The 16,462-nt window shown below is 58.9% G+C and carries 20 protein-coding genes; 9 read left to right on the top strand and 11 right to left on the bottom strand.

Translation table 11 applies throughout. From position 1 onward, the window contains the following. Positions 1-123: 123 nt before the first annotated feature. Together ACTZWX_RS07605 and ACTZWX_RS07600 are read left to right on the top strand one after the other, a co-directional pair. The gene (locus ACTZWX_RS07605; RefSeq protein WP_061331939.1) at positions 124-384 is read left to right on the top strand and encodes an acyl-CoA-binding protein; all 261 of its coding nucleotides are present in this window, start codon (positions 124-126) and stop codon (positions 382-384) included. 141 nt (positions 385-525) lie between these two features. Beyond that, the gene (locus ACTZWX_RS07600) at positions 526-837 is read left to right on the top strand and encodes a site-specific integrase (RefSeq protein ID WP_444713398.1); all 312 of its coding nucleotides are present in this window, start codon (positions 526-528) and stop codon (positions 835-837) included. Between the two features lie 26 nt (positions 838-863). Here the strand turns inward: ACTZWX_RS07600 and ACTZWX_RS07595 are convergent, their stop codons facing one another. Together ACTZWX_RS07595 and greB are read right to left on the bottom strand one after the other, a co-directional pair. Further along, entirely contained in the window at positions 864-1,325 is a 462-nt protein-coding gene (locus ACTZWX_RS07595) for a hypothetical protein (RefSeq protein ID WP_444713397.1), read from the bottom strand. A gap of 109 nt (positions 1,326-1,434) precedes the next feature. Then, the gene (gene greB, locus ACTZWX_RS07590) at positions 1,435-1,950 is read right to left on the bottom strand and encodes a transcription elongation factor GreB (protein WP_444713396.1); all 516 of its coding nucleotides are present in this window, start codon (positions 1,948-1,950) and stop codon (positions 1,435-1,437) included. A gap of 287 nt (positions 1,951-2,237) precedes the next feature. Between greB and ACTZWX_RS07585 the strand changes: the two genes are divergently transcribed. Next, a complete protein-coding gene (locus ACTZWX_RS07585; protein WP_444713395.1) occupies positions 2,238-2,510 on the top strand; it encodes a hypothetical protein in 273 nt (90 codons plus the stop codon). A 3-nt stretch (positions 2,511-2,513) separates the two neighbouring features. On the opposite strand, the gene ACTZWX_RS07580 is transcribed toward ACTZWX_RS07585, so the two are convergent. From ACTZWX_RS07580 to ftsY, 8 genes are all read right to left on the bottom strand, one after another. Further along, positions 2,514-3,995 (bottom strand): ATP-binding protein, encoded by a 1,482-nt coding sequence (locus ACTZWX_RS07580; protein ID WP_444713394.1) that lies wholly within the window; start codon positions 3,993-3,995, stop codon positions 2,514-2,516. Further along, complete coding sequence (locus ACTZWX_RS07575) at positions 3,982-4,662, bottom strand: winged helix-turn-helix domain-containing protein (protein WP_444713393.1); 681 nt, start codon at positions 4,660-4,662, stop codon at positions 3,982-3,984. The genes ACTZWX_RS07580 and ACTZWX_RS07575 overlap by 14 nt, the downstream gene beginning before the upstream one ends. A 103-nt stretch (positions 4,663-4,765) precedes the next feature. Next, complete coding sequence (gene hyi, locus ACTZWX_RS07570; RefSeq protein ID WP_444713392.1) at positions 4,766-5,545, bottom strand: hydroxypyruvate isomerase; 780 nt, start codon at positions 5,543-5,545, stop codon at positions 4,766-4,768. A 10-nt stretch (positions 5,546-5,555) separates the two neighbouring features. Next, positions 5,556-6,488, bottom strand: coding sequence for an NAD(P)-dependent oxidoreductase (locus ACTZWX_RS07565; protein ID WP_444713391.1), 933 nt, complete (start codon positions 6,486-6,488; stop codon positions 5,556-5,558). 238 nt (positions 6,489-6,726) lie between these two features. Continuing rightward, positions 6,727-7,587, bottom strand: coding sequence for an RNA polymerase sigma factor RpoH (rpoH, locus tag ACTZWX_RS07560; RefSeq protein ID WP_072676002.1), 861 nt, complete (start codon positions 7,585-7,587; stop codon positions 6,727-6,729). Positions 7,588-7,779: 192 nt separating this feature from the next. Beyond that, positions 7,780-8,787, bottom strand: a complete 1,008-nt coding sequence (ftsX, locus tag ACTZWX_RS07555; protein WP_444713390.1) for a permease-like cell division protein FtsX — start codon at positions 8,785-8,787, stop codon at positions 7,780-7,782. After that, positions 8,777-9,469, bottom strand: coding sequence for a cell division ATP-binding protein FtsE (ftsE, locus tag ACTZWX_RS07550; protein ID WP_061331947.1), 693 nt, complete (start codon positions 9,467-9,469; stop codon positions 8,777-8,779). The genes ftsX and ftsE overlap by 11 nt, the downstream gene beginning before the upstream one ends. Before the next feature lie 28 nt (positions 9,470-9,497). Beyond that, complete coding sequence (ftsY, locus tag ACTZWX_RS07545; RefSeq protein WP_444713389.1) at positions 9,498-10,721, bottom strand: signal recognition particle-docking protein FtsY; 1,224 nt, start codon at positions 10,719-10,721, stop codon at positions 9,498-9,500. Between the two features lie 159 nt (positions 10,722-10,880). On the opposite strand from ftsY, the gene rsmD reads away from it, so the two are divergent. After that, positions 10,881-11,513 (top strand): 16S rRNA (guanine(966)-N(2))-methyltransferase RsmD, encoded by a 633-nt coding sequence (gene rsmD, locus ACTZWX_RS07540; RefSeq protein ID WP_444713388.1) that lies wholly within the window; start codon positions 10,881-10,883, stop codon positions 11,511-11,513. Between the two features lie 73 nt (positions 11,514-11,586). Here rsmD and ACTZWX_RS07535 read toward each other — a convergent pair whose 3' ends face one another. Beyond that, positions 11,587-12,765, bottom strand: coding sequence for a DesA family fatty acid desaturase (locus ACTZWX_RS07535; protein ID WP_444713387.1), 1,179 nt, complete (start codon positions 12,763-12,765; stop codon positions 11,587-11,589). 185 nt (positions 12,766-12,950) lie between these two features. Here ACTZWX_RS07535 and mutM point away from each other — a divergent pair, with 185 nt between their 5' ends. The 5 genes from mutM to hslO all read left to right on the top strand — a co-directional run bounded on the left by mutM (position 12,951) and on the right by hslO (position 16,398). Beyond that, positions 12,951-13,763 carry a bifunctional DNA-formamidopyrimidine glycosylase/DNA-(apurinic or apyrimidinic site) lyase gene (mutM, locus tag ACTZWX_RS07530; protein WP_444713386.1) on the top strand — a complete coding sequence of 271 codons (813 nt, stop codon included), beginning with the start codon at positions 12,951-12,953 and terminating at the stop codon, positions 13,761-13,763. Positions 13,764-13,868: 105 nt separating this feature from the next. After that, a complete protein-coding gene (locus ACTZWX_RS07525; RefSeq protein ID WP_444713385.1) occupies positions 13,869-14,201 on the top strand; it encodes a hypothetical protein in 333 nt (110 codons plus the stop codon). An 88-nt stretch (positions 14,202-14,289) separates the two neighbouring features. After that, complete coding sequence (yrfG, locus tag ACTZWX_RS07520; RefSeq protein ID WP_444713384.1) at positions 14,290-14,976, top strand: GMP/IMP nucleotidase; 687 nt, start codon at positions 14,290-14,292, stop codon at positions 14,974-14,976. Between the two features lie 62 nt (positions 14,977-15,038). Next, positions 15,039-15,446, top strand: coding sequence for a ribosome-associated heat shock protein Hsp15 (hslR, locus tag ACTZWX_RS07515; protein ID WP_444713383.1), 408 nt, complete (start codon positions 15,039-15,041; stop codon positions 15,444-15,446). Positions 15,447-15,543: 97 nt separating this feature from the next. Further along, positions 15,544-16,398: an Hsp33 family molecular chaperone HslO gene (gene hslO / locus ACTZWX_RS07510; RefSeq protein WP_444713382.1), complete on the top strand. Its 855-nt coding sequence runs from the start codon at positions 15,544-15,546 to the stop codon at positions 16,396-16,398. The last annotated feature ends 64 nt before the right edge of the window (positions 16,399-16,462 follow it).

Below are 16,462 nucleotides of genomic sequence, written 5' to 3'. Positions count from 1 at the left end.
ACTTTTGCCAGGTAGCCCTGTTGCCGGACCGAATGCAGTTTCAGTCAATGACGGCGCTCCCGGCCAAGGCTATACTCGCAATATCCTTCCAGGAGACAACCATTTACACCAAGGAGACACACCATGAGCGACCTGAAGGCGAAGTTTGATGAAGCGGTAAACTATATCCAGACCGCCGAGGGCGATTTCAAACCGTCCAACGAGCTGAAACTGGAGTTCTACGCCCTGTATAAACAAGCCACCGAAGGCGATGTCTCCGGCAAGCGCCCGGGCATGATGGACTTTGTAGGCCGCGCCAAATACGACGCCTGGGAGAAGCTGAAAGGAACCTCCAGCGATCAGGCTATGCAGCAGTACATCGATAAGCTCGACTCACTGAAGTAATACCCCTGGGCTGTGCCCGCCCCTTTGGCGCGCGCAGCCCTAAGCCGCAGGAAAATACCGCCTTCGGTTTTGCGCCGTTCAAACGTTTGTCATATGATGCGCGCAACATAACAACAACAAACTTTCCGAAGAGTACACACCATGGATATTACCCAGGCGCTCGAGCAGTCACGGCCCAGTATGGTCGGAGATGTACAGGCCGCCATCCGCAAACGCCAGCTGAATCAGCGGGCCGAGCAAACCTACCTGCACTGGATCAGCCGTTTTGTGCTGTTTCACGATCTAAAAGACCCGGCTCACCTGGCGGCAGAAGATCAACTGCTGTTTCTGGATTATCTGAGCAACAAGATCCGCGTATCTCGGGCTAGGCTTAACCAGGCCACCCAGGCGCTGACCTTCTTTTACGAGGATGTACTTGGTAAGACAGCCACCCCGAACGCAGCAGTCGCCTGAACGGGCTCGAAGTGGCGCCGGGGGCATCAGCGCCCGGTCATATTGACGTTCAGAGTATCGTAGGTGCGATTCTCCGGTGGCCGGATCGAGTAGGTGTTGCTGTGGGTCTGGCCCGGGATGAGCTTGGGGTTGCTGAACCGGATATCCACCGGAATTTCGGAGCGCCCGAGATCGGTGCGGCTGTCTCTGGGCTGCAACGCCAGAGGATCAAGATAGAAATCGTCGTCACTGGCGGTTTGCACGGGAACGCCTGCGGCCGGCGCTTCCAGCCCGCCCTCAATGACCGTATTGGCCAGGGTTTCCTCTTCGATGGAGTGGAACGGAATGGTATCAATGGTGGAACGCTGCTCCAGTTCAAACACCGGCGTTGCGTTGCTGGCGCTTTGACCGTGTGCAGTGGCAGACATCAGCCCCAGAGATAGCACCATGGCAGCCATGGCTACCGGGCATGCCCATTTTGAACCGGTGTGAGACTCTGACGAATTCATCGCATCAACCCTGAATGATCTTCCATTGCCCTTTCGGGTGACAATTTTTGATCAGTCTATCGCCATTGGTGACGCTTTGCTCAACCAAAAGACGATTCTGTGACGATTTTCACTTGCCAGTGCCTGCCGGCTGATACCGAATCCCAGTGATGACCACCGTCTTCCAGCCCTCTGGCGTTTTCACCGACACCTCATCGTCCAGGTGCTTGCCAATCAACGCCCGGGCAAGCGGGGCATTGATACTGAGATAGCCCTTGGCCAGGTCAAACTCGTCGGCCCCGACCAGCCGGTAGGTCTGCTCTTCACCATCCTCATCCTCGATGGTGACCCAGGCCCCGAAGAACACCCGGCTCTGGTCGTCCGGCAGCCGGTCGACCACGGTGAGCTCGTCCAGGCGTTTGCTGAGAAAACGTACCCGCCGGTCAATCTCCCGCAACTGCTTCTTGCCGTAGATGTATTCCGCATTCTCCGAGCGATCCCCCAGGGCCGCGGCTTCCCTCACGGCCTGGGTGACCTCCGGGCGCTTATTCTTCCACAGGTACTGCAACTCCTCCCGTAACGCCTGCTCGCCGTCCGGTGTGATATAGCGCGGTCTTGGAGCCGTCGAACCTTCGGTCTTGCTCATCAGATCAGGGATTCCGGGTTAAACAGAAAATTCAGGGCAAAAAAAACCCCGTGGGTCACGGGGTATAAGGCTAGCGCTGTGCTGGAGGGAGAAGCAAGCAACTTTCTACCTGCTTCTGCATCTACAAACTCCATTCTACAGAGCGGGCATTACCCGGCGGTGGCCACGAAATTACCTTTTCGCAAGGCTGAAACCTGGCTGATCGGCTGAAATTAGGTTGTACACTCTAGGCGCCGGAGATAGCGTGCGAGTTAATCAACACTGACTTTTCGTTTGGAGACAAATCCATGAACACCAAGAAACTCATGAACCTGGCCCTGGAAGGTATCGATAGCCTGGGCTTTCGCCTGGACAGCCTGGGCATCACCAGCAAACTGAATCGCCACAACATCGCGGCCTTTCTGATGGCTGAGCAGAAGCATCTGGAAGGGGAATGGGACAGCATTCAGGCCAAAGTGGACCGCCGCCGCTCCCAGTTCGAGCATATCAGCGGCCTGGTCGAAGCCCGCGCTGGTGCACTGATCAGTCCGGTGGTTAACCGTTTTCGCGCCAGTCAGTAAGACTCAGGCGCTACTGGTTTCGGTAGAGGACGACCTATCGTTCTGGGTTTCCTCTGCCTGCTCGGCCGGTGCTGCCTTGATCCGCTTGCGGATCCCGGTATAGGCGGGCATCCGCACGGTGACCGTCAAGCCAGGCGGTTCCTCTCCCTCATGGGTATCACTGAGCAAAATCTGGCCCTGGTGGATTTCCGCCACCGCACTGACCAGGCTCAATCCCAGGCCGTTGCCCGGCAGTGACCGACTCTTGCCCACCCGATAGAAGCGCTGGAACACCTGGCCTTTTTCGTCGTCCGGTATACCGATACCGGAATCCTGCACCTCAAACACCGCGCCCGCGCCATCGCGGCGAACCACAACCTCGATGGAACCGTGCTCCGGTGTGTATTTGATCGCATTGTCGATCAGGTTACTGATCATCTGGAACAGCAGGTCCCGATCACCCTCGATCATCACGCCCTGCTCCAGCGACTGGGCGAAGGATTGCTCCTTGTCTTCCGCCAGGGCTTCGTACAATTCACAGGCATCACTGACCAGCTCGTCCAGGGACACCACTTTCATATCCGCTGAATTCCCCCGGGTTTCCAGCCGGGCAATGCGCAACAATGCATTGAAGGTTGCCAGCAGCTGGTCCGCCTCAGCCACTGCTCTGCCTACCTGTTCCCGGGCCTCATCGTTGTCCACGGCAATCAGGGTGTTCTCAAGCTGGTTGCGCAGGCGGGTCAGCGGGGTGCGAAGGTCGTGGGCGATGCTGTCTGACACATGGCGAATGCCTTCCATCAGGTAAACAATGCGGTCGAGCATCTGGTTCAGGTTTTCGGCAAGCTGGTCAAAATCGTCTTCGGTACCCCGGGTGGGTATGCGCAGCGACAGATGGCCATTCATGATTCGCCGGGAGGTGTTATTGATCACTTCAATACGGCGCGTGGTACCGCGGCTCATCAAAAAGCCGCCCAGCAACGCCAGTGCCAGGGTGATGCCCATGCCCCAGTTGATGGCGGTTTCGATCACCCGCTTGAGGTTGGTGAGTTCTTCAACATCCCGTCCCACCAATAACTTCAACCCGCCCTGGACCTCAAAAATCCGGGCGCGGGCAAGCCGCTCCGGCCCCTGCCAGCCCACGGAGGAATCCAGGGTAAAGTTGATCCAGCCGGTGTCAGACGAGCGACTGCCCCCTGGCCAGGTTTCAATGTTACCGGCCAGTTTGAGGAAGTCGTCTGTGGTGAGAAGGTAGATGGATTTGGCGTTGGGGTCGCGGGCGACGCGCTCACGGATGATGGTGATCAGTCCGTTCACGCCACGCCCACGGTACTGCTCCGCCAGACCGGCAATTTCCGCTTCGATGGTTTCATCGGTCTGGGCGGTCATGAAGCCGGCCGTGCGCCAGTAGATGAATGCCAGCAACAGGAATACCGATGTGGCAAACACCACCATGTACAGCAGGGCCAGCTGAAAAGAGGATGTCCTGAGCTGACTAAGCAGTTTCACGCAGCATGTATCCCGCACCCCGAACCGTCTGCAGCAGGGGCGTGTCGAATTCCTTATCGATCTTGGCCCGCAGGCGGCTGATGTGCACGTCAATCACGTTGGTCTGGGGGTCAAAGTGATAATCCCAGACTTTTTCCAGCAGCATGGTCCGGGTGACCACCTGGCCGGCGTTACGCATGAGATATTCCAGCAGACGGAATTCCCGCGGCTGAACATCAATGTTCTGACCGGCACGCTTGACGGTCCTGGCCAGCAGGTCCATCTCCAGATCGGCAACCCTCAGCACGGTTTCCGTTTCCGCCGCCTGGCGATTGCGTCGAATCAGAGATTCGATACGGGCCAGCAGTTCGGTAAACGAAAAGGGTTTGGTGAGGTAGTCGTCACCGCCGCCACGCAGCCCTTCTACCCGGTCATCCACATCGCCCAGGGCGCTGAGGATAAGTACCGGGGTCTGATTTCCCGTTGCCCGCACAGTCTTGATGATGGACAGGCCATCCATGCCAGGCAGCATGCGGTCCACAATCATGATGTCGTACTCTTCACTGGCCGCCATCATCATGCCTTCCTTGCCGTCGGCCGCATGATCCACCACGAAGTCGGATTCTCTCAGTCCCTTCAGCAGATAATTTGCTACATCCCGATCGTCTTCGATTACCAGCGCTTTCACCGGTGCTCCTCCTGATAGCGGATTACATTAACTCTTAGGGTACGAAGAACTCCGGAAACCAGCCAGTTACCATCTTGTAAGAGGGTGTCGCCTATGACGACGGTCAATTTGCCGACCTGAACCAGCTCAGAGTGTCCTCCGTTTCCAACGATGGCCGGTATTCCGCACTCACCCAGCCGTGATAGCCCATTCGATCCAGCGCTGCGAAAACATTCGAAAAGTTAATCTCTCCGGTACCGGGCTCATGCCGGCCCGGATTATCGGCAAACTGGATGTGGCCAATCCACGGCAGCAGGCACTCCATGGTACGAATCACATCGCCTTCCATAATCTGCATATGATAGACGTCATACTGCAACCGCACATTGTCCGCATCGAGTTCTTCAATCAATGCCATCACCTTGCCCGTGGTGTCCAGCATGAACCCCGGCATATCCACCCGGCTGTTAATCGCCTCAAGGCACAGGGTCAGGCCCGCCTCGGCAAAGCGATCAGCGGCATACTGCACGTTCGCCACCAGCGTCTCCCAGGCGGTCTGCTCATCCAGCTCTGCCGGCTTCAGCCCTGTCAGGCAGTTCATCTGGCGATTACCCAGCGCCCGGGCATAGGCTATGCCCTGATCCACCCCGGCACGAAATTCCGCAACACGATCCGGCAGACAGGCAATGCCCCGCTCACCGGCCTGCCAGTCGCCGGGCGGCAGATTGAACAACACCTGAGTCAGGCCATGCTTCTGCAACTGCTGCGCCAGTTCTTCGGCCGGCCAGTCATAGGGAAACAGATACTCTACTGCAGTGAAGCCCGCCGCCCGCGCCCGGGCAAAACGCTCAAGAAACGGGACCTCGGTAAACAACATCGACAGATTGGCAACAAACCGTGGCATTGTCCGCTCCTTAGTTCTTTGAGTTTGAAGTGTCTTCCTTCGGGCCCCGGCCCAGCGACCCCAACAAGGTGCCGTTCAGGTGCTCCAGCTCCAGCAACAGGCCACTGTGGTCCACATCACTGTGGCCATTGGCCGCCAGTGACAGATACTCATTATGGGTCTGTTGTGCCAACGGCAACGTCAGCCCCTCGGCCCGCGCCTCATCCAGAATCATCCGCATATCCTTCAACTGAATCCGCGCCGGCGCCCCAGGCGCAAAATCCCGGTCAATCATCCGCTGGCCATGCAATTCGAGAATCCGACTACCGGCAAACCCACCCATCAGCGCCTCCCGCACCGCGGCTGGGTCTGCCCCACCCTTGGCCGCCAGCAACAACGCCTCGGAAACCGCACCAATGGTAATCCCCACAATCGCCTGATTCGCCAACTTCGCCAACTGCCCGGCCCCCACCGGCCCGATGCGGGTACACTTACCCAACACCTCAAACACCGGCCGGGCCCGCTCCACATCCGCCTCAGACCCACCGGCCATAATACTCAACCGGGCCTCAGCCGCGCCCAGGGTACCGCCCGACACCGGCGCATCCACAAACCCCGCCCCCTGCTCCGCCGCCAACCCGGCCAACCGCCGCGCCAGCGACGGCTGCACCGAACTCATATCAATCACCAACGCCCCGGATTTCAGGGCCGTCAGAGCGCCCTGGACCACCAACACGTCTTCCACCACCGAGCCGTTTTCCAGCATGGTGATCACCACGTCAGTACCGGCAACTGCCTCAGCCGGAGTCCCGGCAATCGTCGCCTCGCCGGCAAAAGGCTCACACTTGCTCGCGGTGCGGTTCCACAGGGTCATGGGGTAACCGGCCGTCAGCAGGTTACGGGTCATCGGCGCGCCCATTAGGCCGATGCCGAGGAAGGCGATACGCGGAAGGTTGTTAGTCATGTTGAGAATTCCACTCCAAAGTCGGAAGAAGCGTGTGGGTGGTTTGCTCCAAAACCTTGCGGAGCCATGGATGGCGGAGCAGAGCGCACAGGGACGTATTCACAGCGTGTTTTGGGGCAAGCCACCCACACGCTTCCGCCCGAATGTTCGATAACTTGAATGTGAAGCCATTATACAAACAAAAACGCCACCAACCGCGAACGGTGGTGGCGTTTCAAGCCAAGCCAGGTGGCGTCAATCAAGCCGCTTCGATCATCTGCGCCTTGATCTTCTTCATGGCATTCTTCTCCAACTGCCGAATGCGCTCCGCCGACACGCCATACTTGTCTGCCAACTCATGCAGCGTCGACTTGCCATCGGTCAGCCAGCGCTCTCGCAGAATATCCTGGCTGCGCTCATCCAACGCCGACAACGCCTGCATCAACCGGCCATTGGAGTCTTCAGACCAATCGGCGTTCTCCAGCTGCACCGCAGGATCACTGCGACGATCTTCCAGATAGTAAGCAGGCGCCTGGTAGCTGCTGTCATCGTCGTCATCCATCGGCCCTTCGAACGAAGTGTCGTGGGACGCCAACCGGCCTTCCATCTCGCGCACCACCCGGGGCTCTACCCCCAGATCCTTGGCGACCGCGTTCAACTCATCGTGGTTCAGCCAAGCCAGCTTCTTCTTCTGACTGCGAAGGTTGAAAAACAGCTTACGCTGGGCCTTGGTCGTCGCGACCTTCACAATACGCCAGTTGCGCAGAATGAACTCATGGATCTCGGCTTTTATCCAGTGCACCGCAAACGACACCAGACGCACGCCATACTCAGGATTGAAGCGCTTGACGGCCTTCATCAGGCCCACATTACCTTCCTGGATCAAATCCGCCTGAGCCAGGCCATAGCCGGAATAGCTCCGGGCAATGTGAATCACAAAGCGCAGGTGAGACAACACCAACTGACGGGCGGCTTCCACATCGCCATCGTAATGGAGTCGTTCCGCCAGCTTACGCTCCTCATCCACTGAGAGAACCGGAATGCGGCTCGCCGCCTGAATATAAGACTCGAGATTGGCACCCGGAACCAGTCTGTCAGCCAGCTGTAAACTCGTACCCATGCATTAACCTCCGAACCTGACAGCCGTAAAATATAACAACTTTTAATTAGACCGCCAAGAACTTGATTAGTTCCCGAACTTTCCAGTAAAACGTTACAAAACAACAACCTGAAAAATTCGCCGTGGCTGTTCTGACTACCAAACTACGCCAGAACAAGCTCTTTTTTCAATACGGTTTTCCCGTTACCCGGATCACCCGCCAGCAATATCGCCCGGTTCAATGTCATCCAGATGACGCTTCACCGCAAGCCAAGCGCCTAGCCAGCCTAGCAGCATTGCGATGATAATCAATGCCAATGCACCGTCAAAGCCCGGCCCCTGCAGCGAGAATTCGCTGCGGTAAAGGCCTGCCAGGCGTTCAATGGGCCCGTTCAGCCACCACAAAGAGAGCTGGATCAACAACCAGGCAACCACCCCACCTCCGAGGCCAAACCAGGCCCCGGTGTACAGGAACGGCCGGCGGACAAAGGCATCGGTTCCACCCACCAGCTTGGCTACCAGAATTTCATCCCGCCGGTTTTCAATCGCCAGGCGCACGGTATTGCCAATCACCAGAATGACCGCCGAGCCAAGCAACAGTGCCAGGGCCCATACCGCCCGGGCCAGAATGTCGGTCATGGCATTGAGCCGCTGCAACCAGCCAAGATCCACCTGCACCTGCTCAATGCCATCCATTCCATCAACAAACCGCACCAAAGCCTGCACGCCATCAGCGGAGCGGGCACTGTCCTGGGGGGTGATCAACAAGGTATGGGGCAACGGATTGTCATCCAGAAAATCCAGGGCATTGTCCAGGCCGGACGATGCGCGAAACTCCTCCAGGGCCTGATCCCGGTCCACCAGCTGAACCGACAGCACCCGGCCATCGTCCCGAACCTCTTCCGCCAGCTCCCCGGCTCGCTCCAGTGCGACATCCATGGCCAGGTAGGCGGTAACCCTGGCGCTGCTCTCCCAGCCGGCACTGACACCCTGCAAGCTGCCTAGCAGCAGCAACAGTGCGACGGGCAGGGCAAGGGCCACGCCCATCACAGTCCAGGTCATCATACTGGCCACCGGTGTTTGCCAAAGACGCCGGGCGGAATCCCGTGCCACCTTCCGGTGATGCTCCAGATAGCTGCGGGCCTGGGCGTTCACCGGAGACTTCCCCCGATTGGCAGCCCCGCGCCGGTTATCCTGCTTGTGCCGGGGTTCAGTAGCCACTGACACCTCCCGCTGCCGGGGCATGCCCACCGGCAATCAGCTGACCATGATCCAGGGTCAGCTTTCGCCGTCCCATCTCATTGATCAGGGCAATGTCGTGGGTGGCGATCAGCACGGTCACGCCCACCTGGCTGAACTCGGTGAAGAGGTGCATGATGTCTGCGGATAGCTCCGGGTCCAGGTTACCGGTGGGCTCATCCGCCAGCAACACGGGCGGTTTGTTCACCACAGCCCTGGCAATGCCGACACGCTGTTGTTCACCGCCGGATAACTGCAGCGGGTTCATTTTCTCCTTGTTCAGCAGCCCCACCTTATCCAAGGCCGCCCGCACACGACGGCCGATATCATTGGGCGAGGCGCCCATCACTTCCAGTGGCATCGCGACGTTATCGAACACCGTGCGATCAAACAGCAACTGGTGATTCTGGAACACCACGCCGATATGCCGGCGGATGTAGGGGATCTGGCGCCGTGGCAAACTATTCAGGCGCTGGCCACCGACGATCAGCTCACCGGCCGTCGGCCGCTCCATGACCATGATCAGCTTCAGCAGGGTACTTTTGCCCGCGCCGGAGTGCCCGGTCAGAAACGCCAGCTCCCCCCGGTCCAGGTGAAAATTCACCTGGCGCAAAGCGGTGTGGTCGCTGTCATAGCGTTTGGTAACTTGGCGAAACTCGATCATTTCGGGCGCGGGCTCCGTAGCCGGTGCTTCAGTCGTCGAACAGGGCGTCGACAAAGGTTTCCGCATCAAAACTGCGCAGGTCTTCGGCCTGCTCGCCCACTCCGATAAAGCGGATAGGCAGCTGCAGCTGGCGGGCAATGGCAAATACAATACCGCCTTTTGCGGTGCCGTCCAGCTTCGTCAAGGTAATACCGCTGACGCCCACCGCCTGCTGGAAGACCTGGGCCTGGCTCAGGGCATTCTGGCCGGTACCGGCGTCCAGCACCAGCATCACTTCGTGGGGCGCCGATTCATCCAGCTTTTTCATCACCCGGACAACTTTGCTCAATTCGTTCATCAGGTTGTCTTTGTTCTGCAGGCGCCCGGCGGTATCGGCTATCACCACATCGGTACCCCGGGCCTGGGCAGACTGGATAGCGTCAAAGATCACCGACGCACTATCGGCACCGGTGTGCTGGGCCACCACCGGCACGTTATTGCGCTCTCCCCACACCTGCAACTGCTCCACCGCCGCCGCACGGAAGGTATCACCGGCCGCGAGCATGACGGATTTGCCTTCCGCCTGGAACTTCCGGGTGAGCTTGCCAATGGTGGTGGTCTTGCCAACGCCGTTCACGCCGACCATCAGGATGACGTAAGGCTTGTTGTCGGTGTTGACGTCCAGTGGTTTGGTGACGTCCTTCAGCAGGCCGTGCAGCTCGTCGCGCAGGGCCTTGCGCAAAGCTGCACCGTCCCTGAGCTGGTTGCGTTCCAGCTTGTCGGTGAGCGACTCAATGATTTCGGAGGTGGCCGTGACGCCCACATCGGCCATTAACAGGGTGGTTTCGATTTCTTCCAGCAAGTCCTCATCGATCTTTTTGCCCACTGAGAACAAATCCGCCAGACCGCCGGTCAGACTGGCACGGGTCTTACCCAGGCCTTTCCTGATTCGCTCGAAAACGCTGATCTGGGGTTCGGGCTCCGGTGTCGGCTCCGGCTCCGGGGCCAACTCGGCGGTCGGGGCTGCCATAGCGGGCACTGCCTCAGCCGCAGGTGCCTCGGGCTGCACTTCGGCGACCGGCTCTGCCGGAGCAGCTTCCGGCTCTTCCCGGGCGGGTTCCGGTTCCGCTGGAGCCGGGCCCCGGGCTACCTCTGGCTTGCGCTGGACCACCGCTTTCGGCCGGGGGGCACGCTTGCGGTTGCCGGCGATGTCCAGCACAAAGAACAGAACAAGAAGGGCCAACAGGCCGATTGAAATCCACTCTGCCGTCATAGTCTTACCATCTGTCTGAAAAGGGCGGGCGAAAATAAAGCGCACATTCTAGCAGACCTGCAGGCCTAAGTGAGGAGCTGGCCCATTATCCCCTGACGGCCGCTTTCCGGTACCATAATCGCCCACGATTCAACCTGTTCAGAACTCCGGAGCACAGCCATGGCCAGACGCAAACCGGCAAACCGCAAAACCGGCCCGACGCCAGCGGGGCGCGCGCCTTCCGGCGGTACCGGGGAGCTGCGCATTATCGGGGGTGATTGGCGCAGCCGAAAACTGCGATTTCCGGATGCCGGCGGTGTTCGCCCAAGCCCCGCCCGCACCCGCGAAACCCTGTTTAACTGGCTCAACTTCCAGATTGCCGGCAGTGATTGCCTGGACCTGTTTGCCGGTTCCGGGGCCCTCGGCCTGGAGGCGCTTTCCCGTGGCGCGGCCAGCGCCACGCTGGTCGACCATACCCCGGCACTGGCCACCGCCTTGCGGGACAACCTGCGGTTACTGAGGTCCGACAAAGGCGTGGTGGTGTGTCAGGATGCCGAAAGCTATCTTGCCAACCGGCAACGACCACCGTTCGACATCGTGTTTATGGACCCGCCCTTTCGCCAGGGTTGGCTGGAACGATTGTTTCCGCTACTGGAGACCGGCCAATGGATCAAGCCGGGTGGCTGGGTGTACGTGGAGCATGAGAGTGAACGGGCAACGCCGCCAGTACCCGACGGCTGGCAGTTACACAGGCAGAAGACCGCCGGCCAGGTGACCTACAGTCTGTATCGGGTTAACCCGGACGCGGATTAGATCCGCGGCAGCAAAACAAAAAAGCCAGATGAGCAAACCCATCTGGCTTTTGGGGTGCCTGAACGGCGATGCGTCAGGCGACCGGGCGCAGCGAATAGGCCCGCAAATGCGCCGCGAACTCTTCCAGATAGCGAATGCCGCTGGCTTCCGCCTCTTTGCACCATTCCATCAACGCCTGCAGTTTGTCCTGGGGTTTCAGCCCACGCTGACGCCACAGCCGTTGCAGCTCGTGGCTCTTCTCGTAGATCTGCCGCAGAATTTCGTGGCGCTCCAATACCGTTTCCAGCTGTTCTTTGTCCTTGGGCTTGATCAGCGTGACTTCCCGGGACAACAGCTGCCTGAGCTTGCGGTAACGGGGACGAATCTCGTCATCCATCAGCGACCGCTGCTGGCGCAAAACCGGTTCCATGACCCGCTTGCGGTACTGACGCATGATATCGAAGCGGCTGTTGGTAATGGCCTGAACGGTTTCCACATCCACCTCCTGCTTGCCCGGAACGTAATGAGCAATCGGCCGGTAGCCCTTCGGCTTGGCAAGACCAAACAACTGGAACAGGCGAATATAGCCCCAGCCGATGTCCACCTCGTACCAGCGGCGGGACAGCTTGGCCGAGTTTGGATAGGTGTGGTGGTTGTTGTGCAGTTCTTCACCGCCGATCAGGATGCCCCAAGGCGAGATATTGCGGGCATTATCGGCACATTCGAAATTGCGGTAACCCAGATAGTGGCCAACGCCATTAACCACCCCTGCGGCCCATACCGGAATCCACATCATCTGTACCGCCCAGATCCAGATCCCGTGGACCCCAAACAGTGCCAGATTGAGTACCGCCATCAGCACAATACCCAGCATTTTGTAGCGGCTATAGACGTTGCGCTCGATCCAGTCTTCCGGGGTGCGCTGACCGTAACGCTCGAGAGTTTCCGGCGTAGCCGCCTCGGCGTAGAGCTCCGCGCCCTCCAGCAGCACCTTGCGAATACCCAGAACCACCGGGCTGTGGGGGTCTTCCTCGGTTTCACACTTGGCGTGGTGTTTACGGTGGATGGCGGTCCACTCCTTGGTATTCTGCGCGGTGGTCATCCACAACCAGAAACGGAAAAAATGCCTGAGCACCGGATGCAGATCCAGGGCGTTATGAGCCGAATGGCGATGCAGATAAAGCGTAACGCTAACGATGGTGATATGGGTGAGCACCAGGGTGACTGCAATCAACTGCCATACCGAGAGGTCAAGGAGACCGTTAAACCACATAAATTATCCTCAAGAATTCATCAACTTCGAAAGGCGATACTGCGGGGGGAGATTCGCAAACACTCGAAGGGAACGTATAACGATAACTTTAGCGTACAGCTGTACGCATCAACAACACCGTTTGGCGGCTTTTTTGTTACTGTTTACACTTATGGCCCTGAAACACGTCTGCCAGTGGAGGCTTCGTGCCCGAATTACCCGAAGTAGAAACCACCCGCCAGGGCATTGCGCCCCACTGTGAAGGCCAGGCCATAACCCGGGTGGTCATTCGCAACGCCCGGCTACGCTGGCCGATTCCCGAAGATCTGCCCGAGCGCCTGCAAGGCCAGATCATCCGGGCCGTCGACCGCCGGGCCAAGTACCTGTTTCTGCACCTGGATGCTGGCACCGTCATTGTCCACCTGGGCATGTCCGGCAGCCTGCGGGTGATCACCGACAACAGCCCGGCCGCCACCCACGACCATGTTGATGTCTGCCTTGGCAATGGCCGCACCCTGCGCTTCAACGACCCCCGGCGCTTTGGCTGCTGGCTGTGGGCCGACGACTGCACCCTGCACCCGCTGATCCGGGATCTTGGCCCGGAACCGCTGTCGCCGGAATTTGGTGGTGCCTGGCTATTCCGGCTGTCCCGGGGCAAACAGAGCCCGATCAAATCCTTCATCATGGACAATCATGTGGTGGTCGGGGTTGGCAACATCTACGCCAACGAAGCCCTGTTCAAAGCCGGTATACACCCGAAACGAAAGGCGGGCCGAATCAGCCTGGACCGCTATCACCGGCTGGCTGAAGCCATAAAGGAAACCCTGAGCGCAGCCATCCTGATGGGCGGCACCACCTTGCGGGATTTCGTTAACAGCGACGGAAAGCCGGGGTATTTTGCCCAGTCATTACTGGTATACGGGCGTGGTGGTGCCCCCTGCCCGGAATGTAACACCGTGCTGAAGGAAATCCGAATGAACAATCGCTCCACCGTGTACTGCCCTCGTTGCCAGCGCTGAAACTGCAAACCAACATCACACAACTCACACAATACAAACAAAAACCGTTTGAAATTCAGGCAATATGATTCATAGTTAACAGAGAATTAACAGGAGAGAACCGTCATGACCCGCAAGATTTCCCGCACTCTGGTTGCAACGGTGGCAGCCTGTCTGCTGGCTTTTTCATCATTGGGCCACGCCAGAACAGTCGATGAGAGCCCCTCAGCGCTGGCCATGACGGCCGATGCGGTTCTGCTGCGACCTGCCCTGCTGGCCACCACCATTGTTGGCAGTGCCGTCTATCTGGTATCTCTGCCATTCTCTGCCCTCGGCGGCAACGCCGGTGAGGCTGGCGAGGTGCTGGTTGTTGGCCCGGCCAAGGCGACCTTCGTTCGCTGCCTGGGCTGCTCACGCACCGGCCGCAAGTCCGAAACGGTTGAACAAGCCGCTGACTGAGCCTACTCCGGCGATCAGTAGAATCCCGGCTTGCCAGCCGCCGGAATCTGAGGCAGCCTGAGGGAAACCCTTCAGGCTGTTTTTGTTTATGGTGGATTGGTCAACCCTCGATACCGTGTTCCTGGATATGGATGGAACACTGCTGGATCTTCACTTCGACTCGCACTTCTGGCTTGAGCACTTGCCCAGACGTTACGCCGAGCAGTACGACCTGCACCCCCAACAGGCGAAAGATACCCTGCTGGCCATGATCATGGCGGAACGGGGCTCACTGAACTGGTACTGCACCGACTACTGGAGCGAACGACTCTCGGTGAATATCAACCAACTGAAGGCGGAAGTCAGTGATCGCATCGGCTACCGCCCGCACGTGCCCGACTTTCTGTCTTCGTTGCGCCAAGCCGGCCTGCGCTCGGTGATTGTGACCAACTGCCACCCGGACCCCCTGGCACTGAAACTGGAACGCACCGGACTGGACAAACACGTGGATGCCATCGTTTCCAGCCATGAATTCGGCAAACCCAAGGAAGATCGTGATTTCTGGCGAGACCTCGGCAGAAAAATCCCGTACCGGCGAGACAAAACCCTGATGGTGGACGACAGTTTTCCCGTGCTGGAGAGTGCCTGCCAGGCAGGCATCGGCCAATGCCTGGCCATTCTTGAGCCCGACAGCACCCAGGCACCCAATGCCCAACACCCTGAGATCCCCGGCATTCGCCATTTTGATGAAGTGCTGCCATCACTGCGTTCGCAACAGCCCCTGCCATCCCGATGACGAGCCGGTTATAATCTGGTTAACACAATGCCCGACGGCAGGTGCCAACCCGGTGAGGAGATATGACGGCAACCAGCGCTGACGAACAAAAGGTGCGGCTCGACAAATGGCTCTGGGCCGCGCGCTTCTACAAGACCCGTTCCCTGGCGAAAGAAGCCATCGAAGGCGGCAAGGTGCATTACAATAGCCAGCGAGCAAAGCCCGGCAAGATTGTCGAAGCTGGCGCCAGGGTTACCTTGCGCCTGGGCTGGCAGGAAAAAATCGTGATCGTGGATGAGATAAGCGACCGGCGCAAGGGCGCTCCAGAGGCCCAGAAGCTTTACCACGAAACCAGTGACAGCGTGAAAAAACGCGAAGAACTGGCCTGGCAGCGCAAGACCATGCAGGCCGCCCAATTGCCACCCGCCCGCCGGCCGAGCAAGAAAGACCGCCGGGACATTCAGCGGTTCCGGGACCAGAACGGCCTGTAAAACCGGATCACACCAAAGCTCGTAAAGAGTACGCCCGCCTCAATGACCCTCCGCGCGGGCAGCACCATCAACCCCACAGACAGCGTCAGGAGACACCATGGCATCCCGAGATCAATTCCAGCGTTTTATTTTCGAACACAGCCAGGTTCGGGGTGCCTGGGTTCAACTGGGTAACAGTTTCAGTGACATCAGCACCCAGGCCCCTTACCCCGAATCCGTTCGCCGTTTACTGGGCGAATCGCTGGTGGCCAGCGTGTTGATGAGCAGCAGCCTGAAGTTCAAGGGCACCCTGTCCTTGCAGGCGGCCGGCGAAGGCTCGTTGCGCACACTGATGGCCGAGTGCAGCCACGACCGCCATATCCGGGGCCTGGCCCGCCATGACGATCAGGCCGTTACCGGCGATACCCTGAACGAACTTCTGGGCGCCGGCCGCATGGCCATCACCATCACCCCGGACCAGGGCCAGCGCTATCAGGGTGTGGTGCCCAGGGAAGCCGATACCCTGGCCGGCTGCCTGGAAGAGTATTTCGAGCGGTCCGAGCAGATTGCCACCAGCCTGTTCCTGTTCGCCAACGAAGACACCGCCGCCGGCCTGATGCTGCAGCGGTTGCCGGGTCATACCGAAGAAGACGATGATTTGTGGAACCGGGTCAATCACCTGGCGCGCACTGTCGAGGCCGAAGAGTTGCTGACGCTCGACAGCGAAACCCTGCTGCACCGGCTGTTCCACGAGGAAACCGTGCGGCTGTTCGACCCCGAGCCGGTGGCCTTTCACTGCAGCTGCTCCCGGGAGCGCACCCTCGCCGCCCTCGAGGCCATCGGCAAAGACGAGTGTTACAGCATCCTCGACGAGCAGGGCAGCATCAACATGGACTGCCAGTTCTGTCACGCAAACTATCGCTTCAATAGGAATGACATTGATCACCTTTTCACCGGCCATACGTTACACTAAGCAGTCACTCAACTTGCCCGGAAGCCGCATCTGGCGCGGCTTTCAGGGCAGTCGTTTTTTACCG

Origin of the sequence: Marinobacter sp. NSM, assembly GCF_052380025.1 — a bacterium.
GTDB lineage: Bacteria > Pseudomonadota > Gammaproteobacteria > Pseudomonadales > Oleiphilaceae > Marinobacter.
This window is presented reverse-complemented; position numbering and strand designations above follow the sequence as displayed.

Coding starts and splice junctions, on each gene's coding strand:
- ACTZWX_RS07525 (WP_444713385.1), top strand. CDS start 13,869: ATGACCCGCAAGATTTCCCGCACTCTGGTTGCAACGGTGGCAGCCTGT.
- ACTZWX_RS07605 (WP_061331939.1), top strand. CDS start 124: ATGAGCGACCTGAAGGCGAAGTTTGATGAAGCGGTAAACTATATCCAG.
- ACTZWX_RS07595 (WP_444713397.1), bottom strand. CDS start 1,325: ATGAATTCGTCAGAGTCTCACACCGGTTCAAAATGGGCATGCCCGGTA.
- ACTZWX_RS07585 (WP_444713395.1), top strand. CDS start 2,238: ATGAACACCAAGAAACTCATGAACCTGGCCCTGGAAGGTATCGATAGC.
- hslO (WP_444713382.1), top strand. CDS start 15,544: ATGGCATCCCGAGATCAATTCCAGCGTTTTATTTTCGAACACAGCCAG.
- ACTZWX_RS07600 (WP_444713398.1), top strand. CDS start 526: ATGGATATTACCCAGGCGCTCGAGCAGTCACGGCCCAGTATGGTCGGA.
- ACTZWX_RS07535 (WP_444713387.1), bottom strand. CDS start 12,765: ATGTGGTTTAACGGTCTCCTTGACCTCTCGGTATGGCAGTTGATTGCA.
- ftsE (WP_061331947.1), bottom strand. CDS start 9,469: ATGATCGAGTTTCGCCAAGTTACCAAACGCTATGACAGCGACCACACC.
- hyi (WP_444713392.1), bottom strand. CDS start 5,545: ATGCCACGGTTTGTTGCCAATCTGTCGATGTTGTTTACCGAGGTCCCG.
- rsmD (WP_444713388.1), top strand. CDS start 10,881: ATGGCCAGACGCAAACCGGCAAACCGCAAAACCGGCCCGACGCCAGCG.
- ftsY (WP_444713389.1), bottom strand. CDS start 10,721: ATGACGGCAGAGTGGATTTCAATCGGCCTGTTGGCCCTTCTTGTTCTG.
- ACTZWX_RS07565 (WP_444713391.1), bottom strand. CDS start 6,488: ATGACTAACAACCTTCCGCGTATCGCCTTCCTCGGCATCGGCCTAATG.
- hslR (WP_444713383.1), top strand. CDS start 15,039: ATGACGGCAACCAGCGCTGACGAACAAAAGGTGCGGCTCGACAAATGG.
- rpoH (WP_072676002.1), bottom strand. CDS start 7,587: ATGGGTACGAGTTTACAGCTGGCTGACAGACTGGTTCCGGGTGCCAAT.
- greB (WP_444713396.1), bottom strand. CDS start 1,950: ATGAGCAAGACCGAAGGTTCGACGGCTCCAAGACCGCGCTATATCACA.
- yrfG (WP_444713384.1), top strand. CDS start 14,290: ATGGTGGATTGGTCAACCCTCGATACCGTGTTCCTGGATATGGATGGA.